Annotated in this window: 23 protein-coding genes; 1 reads left to right on the top strand and 22 read right to left on the bottom strand. The window is 61.5% G+C overall.

The genetic code is table 11. The features are described 5' to 3' along the window. Positions 1-30: 30 nt before the first annotated feature. From AD662_RS04910 to trmJ, 22 genes are all read right to left on the bottom strand, one after another. Entirely contained in the window at positions 31-447 is a 417-nt protein-coding gene (locus AD662_RS04910) for a hypothetical protein (RefSeq protein WP_018607665.1), read from the bottom strand. A 68-nt stretch (positions 448-515) separates the two neighbouring features. Then, complete coding sequence (locus AD662_RS04905) at positions 516-1,307, bottom strand: amidohydrolase (protein ID WP_029866701.1); 792 nt, start codon at positions 1,305-1,307, stop codon at positions 516-518. Next, positions 1,295-2,443: a pyridoxal phosphate-dependent aminotransferase gene (locus tag AD662_RS04900; protein WP_018607670.1), complete on the bottom strand. Its 1,149-nt coding sequence runs from the start codon at positions 2,441-2,443 to the stop codon at positions 1,295-1,297. Before AD662_RS04900 ends, AD662_RS04905 begins: the two co-directional genes overlap by 13 nt. 285 nt (positions 2,444-2,728) lie before the next feature. Continuing rightward, positions 2,729-4,201, bottom strand: coding sequence for a ribosome biogenesis GTPase Der (der, locus tag AD662_RS04895; protein ID WP_053178266.1), 1,473 nt, complete (start codon positions 4,199-4,201; stop codon positions 2,729-2,731). Positions 4,202-4,334: 133 nt separating this feature from the next. Beyond that, complete coding sequence (gene bamB / locus AD662_RS04890) at positions 4,335-5,486, bottom strand: outer membrane protein assembly factor BamB (protein ID WP_014336700.1); 1,152 nt, start codon at positions 5,484-5,486, stop codon at positions 4,335-4,337. Then, positions 5,479-6,120, bottom strand: a complete 642-nt coding sequence (locus AD662_RS04885) for a YfgM family protein (protein ID WP_018607675.1) — start codon at positions 6,118-6,120, stop codon at positions 5,479-5,481. Before AD662_RS04885 ends, bamB begins: the two co-directional genes overlap by 8 nt. A 40-nt stretch (positions 6,121-6,160) precedes the next feature. Continuing rightward, complete coding sequence (hisS, locus tag AD662_RS04880) at positions 6,161-7,450, bottom strand: histidine--tRNA ligase (RefSeq protein WP_014336698.1); 1,290 nt, start codon at positions 7,448-7,450, stop codon at positions 6,161-6,163. Between the two features lie 22 nt (positions 7,451-7,472). Continuing rightward, positions 7,473-8,582: a flavodoxin-dependent (E)-4-hydroxy-3-methylbut-2-enyl-diphosphate synthase gene (ispG, locus tag AD662_RS04875; RefSeq protein ID WP_018607678.1), complete on the bottom strand. Its 1,110-nt coding sequence runs from the start codon at positions 8,580-8,582 to the stop codon at positions 7,473-7,475. 3 nt (positions 8,583-8,585) lie between these two features. Continuing rightward, entirely contained in the window at positions 8,586-9,626 is a 1,041-nt protein-coding gene (locus tag AD662_RS04870) for a RodZ domain-containing protein (protein WP_053185810.1), read from the bottom strand. Then, entirely contained in the window at positions 9,626-10,384 is a 759-nt protein-coding gene (pilW, locus tag AD662_RS04865) for a type IV pilus biogenesis/stability protein PilW (RefSeq protein ID WP_018611567.1), read from the bottom strand. Before pilW ends, AD662_RS04870 begins: the two co-directional genes overlap by 1 nt. 12 nt (positions 10,385-10,396) lie before the next feature. Beyond that, positions 10,397-11,545, bottom strand: coding sequence for a dual-specificity RNA methyltransferase RlmN (gene rlmN / locus AD662_RS04860; RefSeq protein ID WP_018611569.1), 1,149 nt, complete (start codon positions 11,543-11,545; stop codon positions 10,397-10,399). A gap of 28 nt (positions 11,546-11,573) precedes the next feature. Continuing rightward, positions 11,574-11,999: a nucleoside-diphosphate kinase gene (ndk, locus tag AD662_RS04855; RefSeq protein ID WP_003185145.1), complete on the bottom strand. Its 426-nt coding sequence runs from the start codon at positions 11,997-11,999 to the stop codon at positions 11,574-11,576. Between the two features lie 88 nt (positions 12,000-12,087). Further along, positions 12,088-12,288 carry a Fe-S cluster assembly protein IscX gene (gene iscX / locus AD662_RS04850; protein WP_018611573.1) on the bottom strand — a complete coding sequence of 67 codons (201 nt, stop codon included), beginning with the start codon at positions 12,286-12,288 and terminating at the stop codon, positions 12,088-12,090. A gap of 13 nt (positions 12,289-12,301) precedes the next feature. Further along, positions 12,302-12,643 (bottom strand): ISC system 2Fe-2S type ferredoxin, encoded by a 342-nt coding sequence (gene fdx / locus AD662_RS04845; protein WP_018611575.1) that lies wholly within the window; start codon positions 12,641-12,643, stop codon positions 12,302-12,304. Between the two features lie 3 nt (positions 12,644-12,646). Next, entirely contained in the window at positions 12,647-14,509 is a 1,863-nt protein-coding gene (gene hscA / locus AD662_RS04840) for a Fe-S protein assembly chaperone HscA (protein ID WP_018611577.1), read from the bottom strand. A gap of 50 nt (positions 14,510-14,559) precedes the next feature. Then, positions 14,560-15,081, bottom strand: coding sequence for a co-chaperone HscB (hscB, locus tag AD662_RS04835; protein WP_024616411.1), 522 nt, complete (start codon positions 15,079-15,081; stop codon positions 14,560-14,562). A gap of 8 nt (positions 15,082-15,089) precedes the next feature. Continuing rightward, a complete protein-coding gene (iscA, locus tag AD662_RS04830; protein ID WP_003185155.1) occupies positions 15,090-15,413 on the bottom strand; it encodes an iron-sulfur cluster assembly protein IscA in 324 nt (107 codons plus the stop codon). Between the two features lie 24 nt (positions 15,414-15,437). Further along, positions 15,438-15,824 (bottom strand): Fe-S cluster assembly scaffold IscU, encoded by a 387-nt coding sequence (gene iscU, locus AD662_RS04825; RefSeq protein ID WP_003185157.1) that lies wholly within the window; start codon positions 15,822-15,824, stop codon positions 15,438-15,440. 43 nt (positions 15,825-15,867) lie between these two features. Then, entirely contained in the window at positions 15,868-17,082 is a 1,215-nt protein-coding gene (locus AD662_RS04820) for an IscS subfamily cysteine desulfurase (RefSeq protein ID WP_018611581.1), read from the bottom strand. A 50-nt stretch (positions 17,083-17,132) separates the two neighbouring features. Further along, a complete protein-coding gene (iscR, locus tag AD662_RS04815; protein WP_018611583.1) occupies positions 17,133-17,624 on the bottom strand; it encodes a Fe-S cluster assembly transcriptional regulator IscR in 492 nt (163 codons plus the stop codon). A gap of 305 nt (positions 17,625-17,929) precedes the next feature. Then, positions 17,930-18,706 carry a serine O-acetyltransferase gene (gene cysE / locus AD662_RS04810; protein WP_053185807.1) on the bottom strand — a complete coding sequence of 259 codons (777 nt, stop codon included), beginning with the start codon at positions 18,704-18,706 and terminating at the stop codon, positions 17,930-17,932. 1 nt (position 18,707) lies between these two features. Then, on the bottom strand, positions 18,708-19,478 hold the full coding sequence (gene trmJ / locus AD662_RS04805; RefSeq protein ID WP_003185164.1) for a tRNA (cytosine(32)/uridine(32)-2'-O)-methyltransferase TrmJ: 771 nt from the start codon (positions 19,476-19,478) through the stop codon (positions 18,708-18,710). 144 nt (positions 19,479-19,622) lie between these two features. Between trmJ and suhB the strand changes: the two genes are divergently transcribed. Beyond that, positions 19,623-20,441: a type III secretion system regulator SuhB gene (gene suhB, locus AD662_RS04800; RefSeq protein ID WP_003185165.1), complete on the top strand. Its 819-nt coding sequence runs from the start codon at positions 19,623-19,625 to the stop codon at positions 20,439-20,441. The last annotated feature ends 259 nt before the right edge of the window (positions 20,442-20,700 follow it).

The raw sequence follows: 20,700 nt of genomic DNA, 5'->3' as shown, positions 1-20,700 counted from the left end.
GCGAAGGGGCCCTACTAGACGACCGAGATGTCAGGCATGGGTATCGATCGAGATGGTCATCGCCTGCAGCAACGATGCCCGCAGGGTTTGCAATGTCGCCTGGGTGCCCATGATCTGGGTCTGGAGGGCCATGGCCTGCTGGGCTTTCTGCTCTTCGCTGGCCTGGCTCTTCTGCACGCGGGCCAGTTGGGCCTGCTGCTGGGCCAATAGTTTTTCGGCCTGCTCGATCTGCTTCTTCAACTGTTCGATGATGCTGCCACCCGCCTCGGCACCCGCACCGGCGACGTTTGCGCCACGGGTATCGACCTGCAGTGTCTTGTCTTTGTCATCATCGGTTTCAGTCGAGGCGACAGGGCTGACCGCTTTTTCCTCTTCCGCCCCCTTGATAGAGACTTTAGGGGCCGACGTCGGGTACGGGTTGACGGTGGTTGCGCTGATGCTGGTCATAGGGACTTCTCCTTGGCTGACCGGTTATCGGCACGCAACACCGTTCCTGAAGGGTTGAAACGTTTCAGTTAGATGAATTCGAACGAGTCGGCATCCAGGTTCGCCGGAAACCGCGTGCGATACGCCGCCAGGTCCGCTGCGTTCAAGCACACCTTGAACACACCATCCGCCTCACCGGCGCTGAGCAAGCTCTCGCCCTGGAAATCCAATACCTGGCTGTCACCGGTATAGGCGAAGCCCTTGCCGTCGGTACCGACACGGTTTACCGCCGCCACGTAGCACAGGTTCTCGATCGCCCGGGCCGGCAACAGCCGGTTCCAATGCTGACGCCGCGCCCCGGGCCAGTTGGCGGTGTACAGCAGCAGGTCGGTGTCCTCGGCATCGCGGCTCCAGACCGGGAAGCGCAGGTCGTAGCAAATCAGCGGACGAATCCGCCAGCCCCTGAGCTCGAACAGCACCTGTCGCTCACCCGGGGTGTAGTGGTTGTGCTCCCCCGCCATGCGAAACAGATGGCGCTTGTCGTAATGCAGCACTTCTCCATCCGGCCGCGCCCAGAGCAGGCGATTGCGATGGCTGCCGTCAGCGGCCTGGATGATCACACTGCCGGTAATCACTGCGTCCAGCTTCGCCGCCTGGGCCTTGAGCCATTGGCGCGTCGGGCCGTTCTCCGGCTCCGCCAGGGTCTCGGACTCCATGGAGAAACCCGTGGTGAACATTTCCGGGAGGATGATCAAATCGGCCCCGCGTGCCTGCTCCAGCAACGCTTCGAAATGTTCCAGGTTGGCCCGGCGGTCGTGCCAGGCCAGGGTGGTCTGGACCAGGGCAATGTCGAGGTCCGGCAATGTGCTCAAATCACGCATAGCTTTTGCGCTGCTTCGCGCAGCGTCTCCTCACGTTTGGCAAAGCACAGGCGCACCAGGCGCTGGCCTTGTGGTGGGTGCTGGTAGAACACCGAGATCGGAATCGTCGCCACGCCATGCTCGCGGGTCATCCACACCGCCATGTCGACGTCATTCAGGTCCGGGCGAATCTGCGAATAATCCACCAACTGGAAATAAGTGCCGGTCACGCGCTTGAAGCTGAAGCGCGACGGCGCCAGCAGATCGCAGAACAGGTCGCGCTTGGCCTGGTAGAAGTCCGGCAGTTCATCGACGTGTTCCGGATGCTCGGCCATGTAGTCGGCCAGGGCGTACTGCAACGGCGTCACGCCGCAGAAGCTGACGTACTGGTGCACCTTGCGCAGTTCCGCCGTCAGGGCCGCTGGCGCCACCACGTAGCCGGTTTTCCAGCCGGTGACGTGGTAGGTCTTGCCGAACGAACTGACCACGAAGGCGCGGCGGTACAGCTCTTCATGGGCCAGGACACTGGCGTGGGCGACGCCGTCGAACACCAGGTGTTCGTAGACCTCGTCGCTGACCAGGTAGATGTCACGGTCGCGAATCAGCGTCGCCAATTGATCCAGTTCGGCGCGGCTGATCAGGGCGCCGCTGGGGTTGTGTGGCGAGTTGAGGATGATCATGCGCGTACGCGGGCTCAGGGCTTCGCCGAGTTTCTCGAAGTCGATGGCAAAGTCATCCAGGCCCAACGGCACGTGCACGCAATGCCCGCCGGCCAATTGCACGGCAGGCTCGTAGCTGTCGTAGCTGGGGTCGAAGACGATCACTTCGTCGCCGCTGTGGACCACCGCCGCAATGGCACAGAAAATCGCCTGGGTCGCGCCAGGGGTCACGGTGACTTCCTGGTCGGCATCGACGTTGACGCCATAGCTGCGGGCGATCTTTGCCGCGATCTGCTGGCGCAGGGCGGGTAAACCGGTCATGGGTGAGTATTGGTTATGACCTTGGGCAATGTGCCGGCCGACCGCATCGCGCAGGGCCTGCGGACCATCGAAATCGGGAAAACCCTGGGACAGGTTCAGCGCGCCCGTCTGCGCGGCGAGCTGGGACATCTGGGTGAAAATCGTGATGCCGACATTCGGCAACTTGCTGGTGATCATGAAGGGTCCCTGCTCTGCACCCGGCTCTGGTGCGGCACGGGAGAGCTCGAGAATAGCCCAATCGCCGGGCATGAAAAAGGGTGCCGCCAAGGGCACCCTTCTCATGCTGAAGACTCATGCCCTGTGGGAACCAGAACTGTGGTAAGCAAGACTGTGGGAGCAAGGCTTGCCCGCGATGGCCGCGCCGCGGTGTAACAGCTAAACCGCGTTATCGTTCATCGCGGGCAAGCCTTGCTCCCACAGCTTCACAGCTTCACAGCTTCACAGTCCCAGATCCAGACTGGATCAGCGCTTGTCGCGGCGTTTCTTGTCGGCCTTCTTGTGGTGCGACATCAAGCGGCGCTTCTTGTTGACCTGACGGTCGGTGAGCGTGTTTTTGTTGCCTTCGTACGGGTTCTCGCCGCCCTTGAACTCGATGCGGATCGGCGTGCCGACCAGCTTCAGGACGCGACGGTAGGTGTTCTCCAGGTAACGAACGTACGACTTGGGCACCTTCTCGATCTGATTACCGTGGATCACGATAATCGGCGGGTTGGCACCGCCCAAGTGGGCGTAGCGCAGCTTGATCCGACGGTTGTTGACCATCGGTGGCGCGTGCTCGCCGACCGCATCTTCGAGGATCTGGGTGAGGCGGTTGGTCGGCCAGCGGGTCACCGCCGACTTGAACGAGTTCTGCACCGAAGCGTAGAGGTTGCCCACGCCCGTGCCGTGCAGGGCCGAGATGAAGTGGATGTCGGCGAAGTCGACGAAGAACAGCCGGCGCTGCAATTCGATCTTGACGAAATCCCGTTCGCTCGGCGTCATGCCGTCCCACTTGTTGATCGCGATGACCAGCGCACGACCGGCTTCCAGGGCGAAGCCCAGCAGGTTGAGGTCGTGATCGACCACGCCTTCGCGGGCGTCCATCACGAAGATCACCACGTTGGCGTCTTTGATCGCCTGCAGGGTCTTGACCACGGAGAACTTTTCAACTTCTTCGTGGATCTTGCCGCGCTTGCGCACACCGGCGGTGTCGATCAGCGTGTACTTCTCTTCGTTACGCTCGAAGGGAATGTAGATGCTGTCGCGGGTGGTGCCAGGCTGGTCATAGACGATGACCCGGTCTTCACCGAGCATGCGGTTGACCAACGTCGACTTGCCCACGTTCGGGCGGCCGATGATGGCGATCTTGATCCCGTCTTTTTCGCTCGGGCCCGGAATGCGCTTGGCTTCCTCGCCTTCGGCAACGATCTCTTCCTCGCCGTCTTCCGGTTCTTCCGCGTCGTCCTTGGGGAAATCAGCCAGGGCGATTTCCAGCATCTGGGTGATGCCGCGACCGTGGGCGCCGGCGATCGGAATCGCCTGGCCCATGCCCAACGGGGCGAACTCGGCGCGGGCCATGTCCGGGTCGATGTTGTCGACCTTGTTGGCGACCACGTAGGAACGCTTGTTACGCTTGCGCAAATGCTCGGCGATCATCTGGTCGGCGGCGGTAAAACCGGCCTTGGCGTCTACCAGGAACAGCACCACATCGGCTTCTTCAATGGCGAGCAGCGACTGCTCGGCCATTTTTTCGTCCATGCCGTGTTCATCACCGGAGATGCCGCCGGTGTCGACCAGAATATAGGTACGCCCTTGCCACTTGGCCTCACCGTATTGGCGATCACGGGTCAGACCGGACAAGTCGCCGACAATGGCGTCGCGAGTCCTGGTCAGGCGGTTGAACAAGGTGGACTTGCCGACGTTCGGTCGGCCCACCAGGGCGATTACGGGAACCATGCGGCTCTCCACTTCGTTATTTCAGAAAATACAAAAGCCGCTGCGAGGCAGCGGCTGGTGCTCGGGGCAGTCTGTAGAAGCCCTGCAAACCTTGTGAACAAGGCCGCTTGGGGGATTAGCCCCAAGCATAGTCTTACTTGATGGTCAGGGCTTCCAGTTTGCCGCTGTTGCCATACACATAGATCATGTCGCCCACCACCAGCGGACGGGCACGCAGGCCGTCGCTGTCGATGCGCTCACGGCCGACGAAACGACCGTCCACCTGGCTGAGCAGGTGCAGGTAACCTTCCAGGTCACCCACTGCAACGTAACTGGAGAACACTTCCGGGGCCGACAGTTGACGACGGGCCAGGGAGTCGTTGCTCCACAAGGCGGTGGTGGAACGCTCGTCAACGCCTTCGACGGTGCCCGAAGACAGGCTCACGTAGACGCTGCCAAAGCCTTGGGCGACACCGGCGTAGCTGGACGCATCGCGCTGCCACAGCGGACGACCGCTTTCCAGGTCCAGTGCCGCCACGCGGCCCTGGTAGCTGGCGACGTACAGGGTACCGCCGGACAGCAGCAAGCCGCCGTCGATGTCGACCACACGCTCCAGCTCCGAACGACCTTGCGGGATCGCTACACGCTGTTCCCACACCGGCACGCCGTTGGAAACATCCAGGGCCACCACTTTACCGGTCGACAAACCAGCCACCGCCAGACGGTTGGTGACGATCGGCGCACTGGTGCCGCGCAGGGTCAGTACCGCCGGGGTGCTGTCGTACAACCAGCGTTGGTTGCCGGTGGCGGCATCCAGGCCGATCAGACGGTCGTCCTGGGTCTGGACTACCACCACATCACCGTTGGTGGCCGGCGGTGCGAGCACTTCACTGGTCACGCGGGCGCGCCATTTCTCTTCACCGCTGCTCGCGTCCAGGGCGACGATCTCGCCTTTGAGCGTGCCGATCATGACCAGGCCGTAACCCACGCCAACGGCGCCGGAAACAGGCAGTTCAAGATCCTTTTCCCATTTGACGTCACCGTTGGTGCGGTCCATCGCCATCACCACGCCCGTGACATCACCTGCATAGATGGTGTCGCCGTCAATGGCCGGCACCAGCATGTTGTAGGTTTCGCCCTGGCCATCGCCGATGGAACGGCTCCACTGCTTCTGCAGCACGACTTCTTCTTTGAAGTCGGTCAGTTCGGCCGGCGGCAGTTCTTTCTTGCTGTTGCTGCTGCAACCCGCGGCCAGAATGGCCAGAGCCAGCAATGCTGCATGTTTCCAACGGATCACGTCACGCATCCCCTTTGGCCAGGTCGTCCAGCTTGATTTGCAGGCCACCGACTGCAGCTTCATCCGACAGCGCAGCCTTGGCTTTTTGGTAGGCCGCATGGGCCTCATCGGCACGGCCCAGCTGTACCAGCAGGTCGCCCTTGAGTTCTTCGCGTGTCGCCAGGAATGCCTTGTCGGCATCACCCTCGAGCAGCTTCAAGGCGTCTTCGGCCTTATTCTGTGCCGCCAGCACCTGCGCCAGGCGCTGACGCGCCACTTCGCCCAGGGTCGGGTTGGCCGGTTTGTCGACGATACCTTTGAGCTCGGTGGCCGCGTCGTCCAGCTTGCCGCTGTCCACCGCCACCTTGGCCACGAACAGGCGACCGTATTGGGCGTAGGCAGTGCCGCCGAATTCCTTGTCCAGCTTGCCGGCCAGGTCCGCCACGCGGGCCGCGTCAGGCTTTCCGTCCGGGGTCAGGGTGGTTTCCAGCAATTGCTGGTAGAGCACCGAGGCGCCTTGCGACTGGTTGCTCTGGTATTTCTGGTAGGCCTGCCAGCCGAACACGATGACCAGCGCCAACAGGCCGCCAGTGACCAGCGGCTTGCCGTTGCGCGTCCACCAGTCCTTCAAATCCGCCAGCTGTTCATCTTCGGTACTCGACACCCCAATACTCCTTAATCGCTAAATCGGCTGTTTGACAGCTTCAACCCTGCACGACGCAGGTGGCCAGGTGTGCAGCAAGCGCATCCCAGGCAATGCTTTGTTGTTCGCCCTGGCCACGCAGGGGTTTGAAACCTACCACTTGTTGGGCCAGTTCGTCGTCACCGAGGATCAGTGCGTACAGCGCACCGCTCTTGTCGGCCTTCTTGAATTGGCTCTTGAAGCTGCCGGCGCCGGCGTTGATCTGCAGGCGCAGGTTGGGCAACTGGTCGCGGATCCGCTCGCTCAACGACAGGGCTGCCAGCTCGGCGGCCTCGCCAAAGGCGCACAGGTAGACGTCGACCTGACGGGACAGTTCTTCGGGCACCTTGTCCAAGGCTTCAAGCATCAGCACCAGGCGCTCGATGCCCATGGCAAAGCCCACGCCTGGAGTCGGCTTGCCGCCCATCTGCTCCACCAGCCCGTCGTAGCGGCCGCCGGCACACACAGTGCCCTGGGCGCCGAGCTTGTCGGTGACCCACTCGAAGACGGTCTTGCTGTAGTAGTCCAGGCCACGGACCAACTTGGGGTTGATCACGTAAGGGATGCCCACGGCGTCGAGACGCGCCTTCAGCCCTTCGAAGTGTGCACGGGATTCGTCGTCGAGGTAGTCGGCCATTTTCGGCGCATCGACCAGGACCGCTTGGGTCTCGGCATTCTTGGTGTCGAGCACACGCAGTGGGTTGGTCTTCAGACGGCGCTGGCTGTCTTCGTCGAGCTTGTCCAGGTGGGCGGAAAGAAACTCCACCAACGCTTCACGGTAGCGGCCACGGGACTCGCTGGTGCCCAGGCTGTTGAGCTCAAGCTTGACCGCGTCACGCAGCCCCAGCTCGCCCCACAGGCGCCAGGTCATGACGATCAGTTCGGCGTCGATGTCCGGACCCTCGAGGTTGAACACCTCCAGGCCAATCTGGTGGAACTGGCGATAACGGCCTTTCTGCGGACGCTCGTGACGGAACATCGGCCCGACGTACCAGAGTTTCTGCACCTGGCCGCCGCCGGTGATGCCGTGCTCGAGCACCGCACGCACGCAGGCCGCCGTGCCTTCGGGGCGCAGGGTCAGGGAGTCGCCGTTGCGGTCGTCGAAGGTGTACATCTCTTTTTCGACGATGTCGGTCACTTCACCGATGGAGCGCTTGAACAGCTCGGTGAACTCGACGATCGGCATGCGGATCTGCCGATAGCCGTAGTTATCCAGCAGACGCGCCACAGTGCCCTCGAAATAACGCCACAGGGGCGTCTGCTCGGGCAGGATGTCGTTCATGCCACGAATGGCTTGCAGGGACTTGCTCACGTGTATTCCTTAATCTTTCGACTTAACCGCGCGCGATAACCGCTGCGTCGGCTTCGACCTTTTCGGCCGCTTTCTGGCGAATCAGCCGTTCCAGCTCATCCACCAGATTGTCATTCGTCAGTTTCTGCGACGGCTTGCCGTCGATGTAAATCAGGTTCGGTGTACCGCCAGTCAGGCCGATGTGGGCCTCTTTGGCTTCGCCCGGCCCGTTGACCACGCAACCAATCACCGCGACATCCAGCGGCACCAGCAGGTCTTCGAGGCGCCCTTCCAGCTCGTTCATGGTCTTGACCACATCGAAGTTCTGCCGCGAGCAGCTCGGGCAGGCGATGAAGTTGATGCCACGGGAACGCAGGTGCAGGGACTTGAGAATGTCGTAGCCGACTTTCACTTCCTCGACCGGGTCAGCCGCCAACGAGATGCGGATGGTATCGCCAATCCCTTCGGCGAGCAGCATACCGAGGCCGACGGCGGATTTCACCGTGCCCGAACGCAACCCACCGGCTTCGGTGATGCCCAGGTGCAGCGGCTGGACGATTTCCTTGGCCAGCAGGCGGTAGGCTGCGACGGCCATGAACACGTCGGAGGCCTTCACGCTGACCTTGAAGTCCTGGAAGTTCAGGCGTTCGAGGTGTTCGACATGGCGCAGGGCCGACTCCACCAGCGCCGCCGGGGTCGGTTCGCCGTATTTCTTTTGCAGGTCTTTTTCCAGGGAACCGGCGTTCACGCCGATGCGGATCGGGATGCCCCGGTCGCGGGCGGCATCCACCACCGCGCGGACACGGTCTTCGCGACCGATGTTGCCCGGGTTGATGCGCAGGCAATCGACGCCTAACTCGGCCACGCGCAAGGCAATGCGGTAGTCGAAGTGGATGTCGGCCACCAAGGGGACCTTGACCAGTTGCTTGATCTTGCCGAACGCCTCGGCGGCGTCCATGTCCGGCACCGATACGCGCACGATGTCGACACCGGCGGCTTCCAGGCGGTTGATCTGCGCGACCGTGGCGGCCACGTCATTGGTGTCGCTGTTGGTCATGCTCTGCACAGCGATAGGCGCATCACCGCCCACGGGCACGTTGCCGACCCAGATCTTTCGGGATTCGCGACGCTTGATTGGAGATTCGCCGTGCATGACTTATTGACCCAACTTCAGGCGAGCGGTCTCGCCACTGGTGAACGGAGCGATGTCGACCGGCTGGCCGTTGTAGCTGACCTGCGCGCCACGGGCATAACCCAGGCGCACGGCAAATGGCGGCTTGCCGTTGATGGCGGTGCTGTCGCCCTTGCGCTTGAGGCCACTGAACAGCACCTTGCCGTTGCCGTCGGTGACTTGCGTCCAGCAGTCGGCGACAAACTGAATCTGTACCTGGCCTTCACCCGCGACCGGAGCCGGGGTCGGAGCCGCCGGAGCTGCCGGGGCGACTGGAGCGGCTGGAACGGCGTGGGTCGCAGGCGCAGCCACGGTCGGCGCGGGTGTGCTCGGCGCGGCAGGTGCCGGGGCAATCGGTGCGCTGCCGGTGATCGGGGTAGCCGGCGCTGTCGGTGCAGCGGGTGCCGGGGCTGGAACAGCCGGCTCGGCACCCGCCTGGGCATCAGCGGCGTCCTGGCCCTGTGGCAACGCCAGGGCGGTTTCGCCTTCGGCCTGGCCTTCGACGACAGCCTGGTCTTCCGGCTCGTCCAGCGGATGGATCTGGGTGGTGCCGTCGGCGCCCTCGACCTCAACGTGCTCAGGGTTCATGGCGACCGGCTCCTTGCTGCGCAAGGACGCCTGGTCCTGCCACCAGACAAAACCGCCGCCAATCACCGCGATCAGCAGCAACAGGCTGACGATTCGCAAAATGGTGTGGGAAACGCGAACCGGCTCCTCGATGCGACCCAGGCTGTGCACGCTGCTGCCCTGGGCATCGGAACCGGTGTATTGATCGAATTGCTGGACCAGCACGGTCTGGTCCTTGCCGAGCAACTTGGCATAGGCGCGGATGTAGCCCCGGGCGAAGGTGTGCCCAGGCAGCTTGTCGAACGCGCCCGCTTCCAGATTGCCCAGGGAAGCCACGGTGAGATTGAGCTTGAGGGCTACTTCGGCCAGCGACCAACCATTGCTTTCGCGGGCTTGACGCAGGGTCTCACCAGGATTTACGCGAGTCGCTGCTACAACTTCGGGATGCGCCGCTTTCATCATTGCTCCGACAGGTATTGCTGATATTCCGGCGTACCGGGATAGAGTCTTTTGAGTTGCAGGCCGTAACTTGCAGCCTTGTCGCGATCTTCAAACACATGTGCCAGCCGAACGCCGAGCAATAGACTACGTGCATTTTGCTCACTCAGCAGGCTAAAACGCTCGTAGTAGTCACGCGCGGGCACATAATGCCTGTCTTCGTAAGACAACTCAGCCATTTCGAGCAGCGCCCGCGGTTGCTGGCGGTTGAGCCGCAGCGCCTTTTCCAGCTGCTGGCGGGCCAGGTCACGCTGGCCCAGCTGCGCGGCCGTCATGCCGAGGTTTTCGAAAACCCGCGAACGCTCAGGGTAAAGGGTGTCGGCGGCGGCCTGCTCGAAGCGCTCGTAGGCTTCTTTGAAGCGTTTCTGCTCGAAAAGAAAGCTGCCGTAGTTGTTCAGGATCCGTGCGTCTTGCGGGCGGGCAGACAGCGCCTTGCGAAAATGCTGGTCGGCCAGCTCCGGTTCCATCTCGGCCTGGAACACCAGGGCCAGGGCCGCGTTGGCATCCGGGTCGGAATCGTCCAGCTCCAGGGCTTTCTTGAGCGGCACCTTGGCCCGTTCGGTCATGCCCTGCTGCAGGTAGCCAATGCCCAGTTGCACGTAGGCCACACGCGCCTCGTCGCGCCCTTTGCTGGTCCTCATCGGGTTGTAGTCACCCGACAGGACACAACCGGAACAAAGGCCGGCCAACAGCAAAACGAGCGCGAAGCGCAGGGACATAGAGTTCCTCTCTTAGTGACTGTTCGCAGCGTTTTGCACCACATCGTCCGCGGCGTTCAACTCACGCACGGCAATGTAACGCTCGCTGCGACGGGTGCGATCCAGCACCTGTCCTACCAATTGGCCACAGGCGGCGTCGATGTCTTCGCCGCGAGTGGTGCGCACGGTGACGTTGAAGCCAGCGTGGTGAAGCTGATCCTGGAAGCGACGAATCGCGTTGTTGCTCGGACGCTCATAACCGGAATGCGGGAACGGGTTGAACGGGATCAGGTTGATCTTGCACGGGATGTTCTTGAGCAGCTCGATCATCTCGACCGCGTGTTCGACCTTGTCGTTCACATCCTTGAGCAGCGTGTACTCGATGGTCAGCACGCGCTTTTCGCCCAGGGACGACATGTAGCGCTGGCACGACTCGAGCAGCATCTTAAGCGGATACTTCTTGTTGATCGGCACCAATTGGTTACGCAATGCGTCATTGGGTGCGTGCAGCGACAACGCCAGGGAGACGTCGATGTGCTTGGCCAGCTCATCGATCATCGGCACCACGCCCGAGGTGGACAGGGTCACCCGGCGCTTGGAGATGCCATAGCCCAGGTCATCCATCATCAGATGCATGGCCGCGATGACGTTGTCGAAGTTCAGCAGCGGCTCACCCATGCCCATCATCACCACGTTGGTGATGGCACGGTCGACGGTCGCCGGGACGCTGCCAAAGGATTTGTTGGCAATCCACACCTGGCCGATCACTTCGGCGGCGGTGAGGTTGCTATTGAAGCCTTGCTTGCCGGTGGAGCAGAAACTGCAATCCAGGGCACAGCCTGCCTGGGACGAAACGCACAAGGTGCCGCGTTTTCCCTGGGGAATGTAAACGGTCTCGACGCAGCTGCCGGACGCCACGCGCACCACCCACTTGCGGGTGCCGTCGCTGGAGATGTCCTCGCTGACCACTTCCGGACCGCGAATTTCAGCAACGGTCTTGAGCTTTTCGCGCAAGGCCTTGCTGACATTCGTCATGGCGTCGAAGTCGTCGACGCCAAAGTGGTGAATCCATTTCATCACCTGGCCGGCACGGAAACGCTTCTCCCCGATCGAGTCGAAGAATTTTTCCATTTCCTGTTGGGTCAGCCCCAGCAGGTTGGTTTTAACAGTCGATGTAGTCATGGATTCACCTTCACTCTTAAGCCAATGCTTAGCGAGCGGTTACTTCAGTAGCGGCGAAAAAGTAAGCGATTTCGCGAGCAGCAGCGGCTTCGGAGTCCGAACCGTGAACGGCGTTGGCGTCGATGGACTCGGCGAAGTCAGCACGGATGGTGCCAGCAGCAGCTTCTTTAGGGTTGGTAGCGCCCATCAGCTCACGGTTGCGAGCGATAGCGTTTTCGCCTTCCAGCACCTGAACGACAACCGGACCGGAAGTCATGAAGGCAACCAGCTCACCGAAGAAACCGCGCTCGCTGTGCTCAGCGTAGAAGCCTTCGGCTTCGGCCTTGGACAGTTGCTTCATTTTCGAAGCTACAACGCGCAGGCCAGCGTCTTCGAAGCGGGTAACGATCTTGCCGATCACGTTTTTAGCAACGGCGTCAGGCTTGATGATGGAGAAAGTACGTTGAACAGCCATGGTGTAACTCCAGAAACGGTAATTTGCGAAAAATTAAACCCGCGAATTATACGCGGGTTCAGGGGTATTGCCTAACCTGCCAGGTCGATCAGTCGATTTCTTCGATCCAGAGCGCCTGAACCGCTTCCAAGACCTTCTCGCCACAACGGCCAGAGGTGCTGTCGAAATCGGGAAGCTCCATGATCCAGTGCTGCAGATCGACAAAATTAACAGTCAACGGATCCACGTCCGGCTTGGCTTCGGCCAGTTCTTCTGCGATGCGTTGTACATCATTCCAACCATAGCTCATGACAGTGTCACCATCAGTGCGGCGCTTCGGCCGCATGGTTAAGCGAATATTTCGGGATTTCGACGGTCAGGTCTTCGGTGCCGACGATGGCTTGGCAACCCAGGCGCGATTGCGCTTCCAGGCCCCAGGCCCGATCAAGGAAATCTTCCTCCAGATCGTCCGCTTCTTCCAGCGAATCGAAGCCCTCACGAATGATGCAATGGCACGTCGTGCAGGCGCAGACGCCGCCACAGGCACTTTCCATCTCGATATGGTGCTCATGGGCCAGCTCGAGAATGGAGATTCCCGGCTCAGCCTCCACGACCATGCCCTCCGGACAGAACTTCTCGTGAGGCAGAAAAATCACCTGCGGCATCAGTTATTCCTCGATTTCATTCAGGTTGCGCCCCGCCAGGGCGGCTTTCACCGTCGAGTCCAGGCGGCGGGCAGCAAAGGCATCGGTGACGTGCGACAGACGCTTGGTCTGCTGCTCGATGGCATAACCATCGGTGCCTTTGATCAATTCGGACAATTCCTGCATCTGCAGCTCGATGACCATGCGCTCTTCGGCATCCAGCAAGCGCTCGCCGTCAGCCTCAAGGGCACCTTGCACGGCCTCGATCAGGCGCTGGGCGTCGACCTGTTGCTCGCGCAGCACACGCGCCACCTTGTCGTCGCTGGCATGCTGGAACGAATCCTTGAGCATCTTGGCGATTTCGCCGTCGGTCAGGCCATAGGACGGCTTGACCTGGATGCTCGCCTCCACGCCCGAACCCAGTTCGCGGGCAGAGACGTTGAGCAAGCCGTCGGCGTCGACCTGGAAGGTCACGCGGATCTTCGCCGCACCCGCCACCATCGGCGGGATGCCGCGCAATTCGAAACGAGCCAGGGAGCGGCAGTCGCTGATCAGCTCACGCTCGCCTTGCAGCACGTGGACCATCATGGCCGACTGGCCGTCTTTATAGGTGGTGAAGTCCTGGGCGCGAGCAACGGGGATGGTGGTGTTGCGCGGAATCACCTTCTCCATCAGGCCGCCCATGGTTTCCAGGCCCAGGGACAACGGAATCACGTCAAGCAGCAGCAGTTCGCCGCCATCGCGCTTGTTGCCAGCCAGGGTATCGGCCTGGATCGCGGCGCCGATGGCAACCACCTGGTCCGGGTCGATTTCAGTCAGCGGCTGACGGCCAAAGGCCTCGGCAACGGCTTCGCGAACCCGAGGCACACGGGTCGAACCACCGACCATGACCACGGCCTTGACGTCTTCCAGCTCTACGCCGGAATCGCGCACGGCACGGCGGCAGGCCTTGAGGCTGCGGGCGACCATGGGCTCGATCAGGGCATCGAAGGCTTCGCGGGTCAGCGCGGCTTTCCAGTCGCCATAAGCGACTTCAACCGTGGCGGCGTCGGTCAAGGCTTCCTTGGCGGCGCAGGCGGTTTGCAGCAAATGGCGTTGCGCACCTGGATCGAGGTCGGCGGACAAACCGGCTTGCTCGATGATCCAGCCAGCAATGGCATGGTCGAAGTCATCGCCGCCCAGGGCGCTGTCGCCACCGGTAGCCAGGACTTCGAAGACACCGCCGGTCAGGCGCAGGATCGAAATATCGAACGTACCGCCGCCCAGATCGTAGATCGCGACCAGGCCTTCGGCATGCTGGTCCAGGCCGTACGCCACCGCAGCGGCCGTCGGCTCGTTGAGCAGGCGCAGCACGTTCAGGCCGGCGAGCTTGGCCGCGTCCTTGGTGGCTTGGCGCTGGGCGTCGTCGAAATAGGCCGGCACGGTGATGACCGCACCCACCAATTCACCGCCCAATGCCGCTTCGGCGCGCTGGCGCAGGACCTTGAGGATGTCGGCGGAAACCTCGACCGGGCTTTTCGGGCCCTGTACGGTTTCGATGAACGGCATGTGGGATTCGCCACCGACGAAGCGGTACGGCAGTTGGTCGCCCAATTGCTTGACGTCGGACAGACCACGACCCATCAAGCGCTTGACCGAAACAATAGTGTTGAAAGGGTCGGTGGCCGCGGCCAGCTTGGCCGACTCGCCCACTTCGACGCGATCGGCGTGATAGCGCACGGCGGATGGCAGGATCACCCGCCCCTGCTCGTCGGCCAGCGGTTCGGAAAGACCGCTGCGCAAGGCAGCGACCAGGGAATTGGTGGTACCCAAGTCGATCCCGACAGCCAGGCGACGCTGGTGCGGTTGTGGACTTTGGCCGGGTTCGGCGATCTGCAGTAGGGCCATCGTAATCAGGACTTATCTGTAATCAGGCGTGCGACCGGAGCGGCACTGGGTTAATCGTCGAGGCGCTCTTCGAGCTGGCGCACTTCATAGGTGAGCTTGTCGAGAAACTGCATGCGCCGCATCAGGCGTTCGGCCTGTTCGCGTTGCGCGGCATCGTTCCAGCAGGCTGCGAAGCTGTCGTTCAGTGTTTGCTGGGCGTCTTTCAAGCGCCGCTTGAATACCGCGACACCGGCCAGGTCGGCGCTGTCCTGCAGGTCCTCGAGCTCTTCGCGCCACTGCATCTGCTGCAAAAGAAACTCGGGATCATGGACCGTGACCTCCAGCGGCAACTCATGGCCGCTGATGGCGAGCAGGTACCGCGCGCGCTTGGCCGGGAGCTTGAGCGTCTGGTAGGCCTCATTGAGGTTCGCCGACTGCTCGAGCGCCCGCCGCTGCTCCGCCTCGGAAGCATCGGCAAAGCGGTCGGGATGGACGCCACGGGCCAATTCAAGGTAACGCGCGGACAACTGATCGAGATCCAGCTGGAACGCAGGCTGCATCTGGAACAACGCAAAATGACAAGGAGTACCCACAAGCTGCCTCAGATGTTGAAGCTTTCGCCGCAGCCACATTCACCGCGCACGTTGGGGTTGTTGAACTTGAAGCCTTCGTTCAACCCTTCCTTGACGAAATCCAGCTCGGTGCCGTCCAGGTACGTCAGGCTTTTCGGGTCGATGATCACTTTCTGACCATGACTCTCGAATACCTGATCGTCTTCGCCCACTTCGTCGACGAATTCCAGTACATAGGCGAGGCCAGAACAGCCCGTGGTGCGAACACCCAGGCGGATACCCTCGCCCTTGCCGCGCCCCGCAAGTGAGCGCTGGATATGGTTAGCTGCCGCTTCTGTCATCTGGATAGCCATGAAAACTCCTTACCAATGCGCGGATCAGATCAAGCCTTTCTTCTGCTTGTAATCGCGAACGGCGGCCTTGATGGCGTCTTCGGCGAGTACCGAGCAGTGGATCTTCACTGGCGGCAAGGCCAGTTCTTCGGCCAGCTGGGTGTTCTTGATGGTTTCGGCTTCATCAAGGGTCTTGCCCTTCATCCACTCGGTGGCCAGGGAGCTGGACGCGATGGCGGAACCGCAGCCATAGGTCTTGAACTTGGCATCTTCGATGATGCCTTGCTCGTTGACCTTGATCTGCAGGCGCATGACGTCGCCGCACGCCGGAGCGCCGACCATGCCGGTGCCGACATCAGGATCCTGCGCGTCCATCTTGCCGACGTTGCGCGGGTTCTCGTAGTGGTCGATGACCTTTTCGCTATATGCCATTTGCTTCAATCCTCATCAGTGAGTCGCTCTGGTGGCGACTTCTTCAGTGCGCCGCCCACTCGATTTTCGAAATGTCGACGCCGTCTTTGTACATGTCCCACAGCGGCGACAGAGCGCGCAGCTTGGTAACGGCCTCGCAGACTTTCTGCGCGGCGTAATCGATTTCTTCTTCGGTGGTGAAGCGACCGAAGGTGAAGCGAATGGAGCTGTGGGCCAGTTCGTCGTTGCGGCCCAGGGCGCGCAGTACGTACGAAGGCTCAAGCGATGCCGAGGTGCACGCCGAACCGGACGACACGGCCAGATCCTTGAGCGCCATGATCAGCGACTCGCCTTCAACATAGTTGAAGCTCAGGTTCAGGTTGTGCGGTACGCGGGCGGTCAGGCTGCCGTTGACGTAGAGTTCTTCCAGGTGCTCGACCTGCTTGAAGAAGCGGTCGCTCAGGGCCTGGATGCGCACGTTCTCGGCAGCCATGTCTTCCTTGGCGACGCGGAAGGCTTCGCCCATGCCGACGATCTGGTGGGTCGCCAGGGTGCCGGAACGCATGCCACGCTCGTGACCGCCGCCGTGCATGGTCGCTTCGATGCGAACACGCGGCTTGCGGCTGACGTACAGGGCGCCGATGCCTTTAGGACCGTAGGTCTTGTGGGCCGAGAACGACATCAGGTCGACTTTCAGCTTGGACAGGTCGATGTCGACCTTGCCGGTGGACTGCGCGCCGTCGACGTGGAACAGGACGCCCTTGGAGCGGGTCAGCTCGCCGATGGCAGCGATGTCGTTGACGGTGCCGATTTCGTTGTTCACGTGCATGATCGAAACCAGGATGGTGTCGTCGCGCAGGGCGGCTTCGACCATGGCTGGAGTGATGATGCCGTCTTCACCGGGCTCGATGTAGGTGACTTCGAAGCCTTCACGCTCCAGTTGGCGCATGGTGTCCAGGACAGCCTTGTGCTCGATCTTGGAGGTGATCAGGTGCTTGCCCTTGGTGTGATAGAAATGCGCGACACCCTTGATTGCCAGGTTGTCGGACTCGGTGGCACCGGAGGTCCAGACGATTTCACGCGGGTCGGCGTTGACCAGGTCGGCGACCTGGCGACGGGCGTTTTCGACCGACTCTTCGGCCTTCCAGCCGAACACGTGGGAACGGGACGCCGGGTTACCGAAGTTTCCGTCGACCAGCAGGCATTCACTCATTTTTTGCGCAACACGCGGATCAACCGGGGTGGTCGCAGAGTAATCAAGGTAAATCGGCAATTTCATGGACTTTCTCCTAAATCAGGCTGGCTGGCGTTCCGCGTGCTCTGCGGCAGTCATTCGACGGCGGACGCTTCAATCTTGTCCAGGTGCAGCGTCTTGCTATTGCAACGGCGCTGGTCCTGACGCTGGGCTACTTCTTGCACCTCACGACGAGTTACAAGGTCAGCCAAGCTGATACCGCTTAGAAATTCGTGAATCTGCAGGCTGAGGTCGCACCACAAGTGGTGGGTCAGGCAAGTATCGCCGCCATGGCAGTCGCCAAGGCCCTGGCACTTGGTCGCATCGACCGATTCGTTCACCGCATCGATCACCTGGGCAACCTGGATGCCCTGCATGTCGCGCGACAGCTGGTAGCCGCCGCCGGGGCCGCGAACGCTGGAAACCAGGTTACTGCGGCGCAGCTTGGCGAACAGCTGTTCAAGGTAGGACAGGGAAATGCCCTGGCGCTCGGAGATATCGGCCAGGGACACCGGCCCGTGCTGCGCATGCAATGCCAGATCCAGCATTGCGGTCACGGCGTATCGGCCTTTTGTAGTCAGTCGCATGGACAATTACCACGGAGTTCGGAATGGGGGCGAGTATGCAATTCCCGAGTATTTAAGTCAAGTATAAGACCTAGTGCTTTACTCAGGTTTACCCGCGAAAGAGCGCGCGCATGATAGCAAAGGCTGGCCGGCGGCGACCAGCTATACCGCGTTATCGTTTATCGCGAGCAAGCTTTGCTCCCACAGCCCCCCCCCCGCTCCCACAGATGGTCCTGTAAAACCAGAACACCTGTGGGAGCAAGGACACCTGAGGGAGCAGGAACATCTGTGGGAGCAAGGCTTGCCCGCGATGCAGGCACCTCGGTTTAGCTGGCCTGAGTCTCATCCTTGTCCTTCACACACGCAAAATCTTCCTCGCGCAGCTCAGGCAGCTCCTTGGCACAGTAATTACTGCCCAGGTCCTTCAGGGCGCCGCACATCCCCTCCAGGCGCCCATCGACGGCCTGCAGGTGATCGAGCAACTGGTTGATGGCGCGGGCGACCGGGTCGGGCATGTCTTCGCCGACACCGTAGGCGTCGAAGCCGATTTTCTCGGCCATGGCCTTGCGCCGGGCATCCTGCTCGTCATCGGACTTGATGATGATCCGCCCCGGAATACCCACCACGGTCGCGCCCGGCGGCACGGCCTTGGTCACCACGGCGTTAGAGCCGACTTTCGCCCCCGCCCCTACCGTGAACGGCCCGAGCACCTTGGCGCCGGCACCCACCACCACGCCGTCTTCCAGGGTTGGGTGGCGCTTGCCTTTGTTCCAGCTGGTGCCGCCGAGGGTCACGCCCTGGTACAGGGTCACGTCATCGCCGATCTCGGCGGTTTCGCCGATGACGATGCCCATGCCGTGGTCGATGAAGAAGCGGCGACCGACCTTGGCGCCCGGGTGGATCTCGATCCCGGTCAACCAGCGCCCGAAGTTCGAGACAACCCGCGCCAGCCACTTCCAGCCCATGTTCCACAAGGCGCCGGACAGGCGATGGATCCAGATGGCGTGCATCCCCGGGTAGCAGGTCAGCACTTCAAAGGCATTGCGCGCCGCCGGGTCACGATGGAAAACACTTTGGATATCTTCACGCAAACGTTCGAACATTTTATTTCTTCCGCTTAATCAGCTCGCCACGGGCCGCTTTCTGGGTTTCCGTGAGGATGCCGCGCAATATATTCATCTCCGCCCGGCTGACCGAGCTTCGTCCGTACAACCGACGCAGGCGCGCCATCAAGTGTCGCGGCTTTTCCGGGTCGAGGAACTCGATGTCCACCAGGGTCTGTTCCAGGTGTTCAAAGAACCGTTCCAGTTCATCCATGGTCGCCAGTGTCTCACTGCGCGGCGACGTGACCTCGGTTTTTTCGACTTTGCTGGGCTTGCCTTCGGCTGCCAGCCAAGCCATGCGCACTTCATAGCTCAACACCTGCACCGCCGCCCCCAGGTTCAAGGAACTGAACTCGGGGTCGGAAGGGATATGCACGTGAAAGTGACATCGCTGCAGCTCGTCGTTGGTCAGGCCGGAGTCTTCACGGCCGAACACCAGGGCGATCTCGAAGCCTTGCGCGGCTTCCTCGACCACTTTGGTGCCGCATTCGCGGGGGTCGAGCAGCGGCCAGGGGATGCGCCGGTCGCGGGCGCTGGTGCCGAGCACCAGGTTGCACCCCACCAGGGCGTCTTCCAGGGTGGCGACGACCTGCGCGTTGGCCAGGATGTCACCGGCGCCGGAGGCCCGGGCGTCGGCTTCGTGATGGGGAAACAAGCGCGGCTCGACCAGCACCAGGCGCGACAGGCCCATGTTCTTCATGGCCCGCGCAGCTCCGCCGATGTTACCCGGATGGCTGGTATTGACCAGGACGACACGAATGTTCTGCAACAAGGGAGGCGCTCTCGAACACGATAAAGGGAGCAAATCTTACATAAGCACCTACCGTTAAGCTATGAAAGCGAACACCAACCTTCTCCTGAGAAAACTTTCTGATAGAATGCGCGGCTTTCTTTAACAACCTTAGGTGACACATCCATGCAGCCCATGCTGAATATCGCGCTGCGCGCCGCCCGCAGCGCCAGTGAACTGATCTTCCGCTCCATCGAGCGCCTGGATACCATCAAGGTCGATGAAAAAGACGCCAAGGACTACGTGTCCGAGGTTGATCGCGCCGCCGAGCAAAAGATCGTCGACGCCCTGCGCAAGGCTTACCCCAACCACTCGATCCTCGGTGAAGAGACCGGCATGCACGCTGGTACTGGCATCGAAGGTGAAGAGTACCTGTGGATCATCGATCCGCTGGACGGCACCACCAACTTCCTGCGCGGCATTCCTCACTTCGCTGTCAGCATCGCCTGCAAATACCGTGGCCGCCTGGAACACGCCGTTGTGCTGGACCCGGTTCGCCAGGAAGAATTCACCGCCAGCCGTGGCCGTGGCGCCCAACTCAACGGTCGTCGCCTGCGCGTCAGCGGCCGCACCAGCCTGGACGGCGCCCTGCTGGGCACCGGCTTCCCGTTCCGCGATGACCAGATGGACAACCTGGACAACTACCTGGGCATGTTCCGCGCCCTGGTCGGCCAGACCGCCGGCATCCGCCGCGCCGGCGCTGCGAGCCTGGACCTGGCTTATGTGGCCGCTGGCCGTTTCGATGCGTTCTGGGAATCGGGCCTGTCCGAATGGGACATGGCTGCTGGCGCCCTGCTGATCCAGGAAGCCGGCGGTTTGGTGAGCGACTTCACCGGCGGCCACGACTTCCTTGAAAAAGGCCACATCGTTGCCGGCAACACCAAATGCTTCAAGGCTGTGCTCACCGCCATCCAGCCACACCTGCCGGCTTCGCTGAAGCGCTAAGCAGCTCGGCTACAGAAAAAGCACCTTTCGGGGTGCTTTTTTTATGCCCGGATTTCGACATACCTCCAATTATCTGCAAGTTTTCAAGAGCAAAGCCTGTGGGAGCAAAGCTTGCTCGCGATAGCAGTGGGTCAGCTTGCATCAATGCTGGATGTGCCGCCGTCATCGCGAGCAAGCTTTGCTCCCACAGATGAGGTTTGGGTAGCCGGGAAATCGGAGTCTGCCGCAGATCCAGTGTGGGAGCTGGGATGGGGCATAA

It is taken from the genome of Pseudomonas kilonensis, assembly GCF_001269885.1.
GTDB classification, from domain to species: domain Bacteria; phylum Pseudomonadota; class Gammaproteobacteria; order Pseudomonadales; family Pseudomonadaceae; genus Aquipseudomonas; species Aquipseudomonas kilonensis.
Note: the sequence above shows the minus strand (reverse complement) of the source record. Positions and strands in the feature narration are given on the sequence as shown.

Bases quoted from the DNA above. Each gene is read 5' to 3' on its own strand.
- AD662_RS04910 (WP_018607665.1), bottom strand. From the start codon at position 447: ATGACCAGCATCAGCGCAACCACCGTCAACCCGTACCCGACGTCGGCC.
- AD662_RS04905 (WP_029866701.1), bottom strand. From the start codon at position 1,307: ATGCGTGATTTGAGCACATTGCCGGACCTCGACATTGCCCTGGTCCAG.
- AD662_RS04900 (WP_018607670.1), bottom strand. From the start codon at position 2,443: ATGATCACCAGCAAGTTGCCGAATGTCGGCATCACGATTTTCACCCAG.
- der (WP_053178266.1), bottom strand. From the start codon at position 4,201: ATGGTTCCCGTAATCGCCCTGGTGGGCCGACCGAACGTCGGCAAGTCC.
- bamB (WP_014336700.1), bottom strand. From the start codon at position 5,486: ATGCGTGACGTGATCCGTTGGAAACATGCAGCATTGCTGGCTCTGGCC.
- ispG (WP_018607678.1), bottom strand. From the start codon at position 8,582: ATGCACGGCGAATCTCCAATCAAGCGTCGCGAATCCCGAAAGATCTGG.
- AD662_RS04870 (WP_053185810.1), bottom strand. From the start codon at position 9,626: ATGAAAGCGGCGCATCCCGAAGTTGTAGCAGCGACTCGCGTAAATCCT.
- pilW (WP_018611567.1), bottom strand. From the start codon at position 10,384: ATGTCCCTGCGCTTCGCGCTCGTTTTGCTGTTGGCCGGCCTTTGTTCC.
- rlmN (WP_018611569.1), bottom strand. From the start codon at position 11,545: ATGACTACATCGACTGTTAAAACCAACCTGCTGGGGCTGACCCAACAG.
- ndk (WP_003185145.1), bottom strand. From the start codon at position 11,999: ATGGCTGTTCAACGTACTTTCTCCATCATCAAGCCTGACGCCGTTGCT.
- iscX (WP_018611573.1), bottom strand. From the start codon at position 12,288: ATGAGCTATGGTTGGAATGATGTACAACGCATCGCAGAAGAACTGGCC.
- fdx (WP_018611575.1), bottom strand. From the start codon at position 12,643: ATGCCGCAGGTGATTTTTCTGCCTCACGAGAAGTTCTGTCCGGAGGGC.
- hscA (WP_018611577.1), bottom strand. From the start codon at position 14,509: ATGGCCCTACTGCAGATCGCCGAACCCGGCCAAAGTCCACAACCGCAC.
- iscA (WP_003185155.1), bottom strand. From the start codon at position 15,413: ATGGCTATCCAGATGACAGAAGCGGCAGCTAACCATATCCAGCGCTCA.
- iscU (WP_003185157.1), bottom strand. From the start codon at position 15,824: ATGGCATATAGCGAAAAGGTCATCGACCACTACGAGAACCCGCGCAAC.
- AD662_RS04820 (WP_018611581.1), bottom strand. From the start codon at position 17,082: ATGAAATTGCCGATTTACCTTGATTACTCTGCGACCACCCCGGTTGAT.
- iscR (WP_018611583.1), bottom strand. From the start codon at position 17,624: ATGCGACTGACTACAAAAGGCCGATACGCCGTGACCGCAATGCTGGAT.
- cysE (WP_053185807.1), bottom strand. From the start codon at position 18,706: ATGTTCGAACGTTTGCGTGAAGATATCCAAAGTGTTTTCCATCGTGAC.
- suhB (WP_003185165.1), top strand. From the start codon at position 19,623: ATGCAGCCCATGCTGAATATCGCGCTGCGCGCCGCCCGCAGCGCCAGT.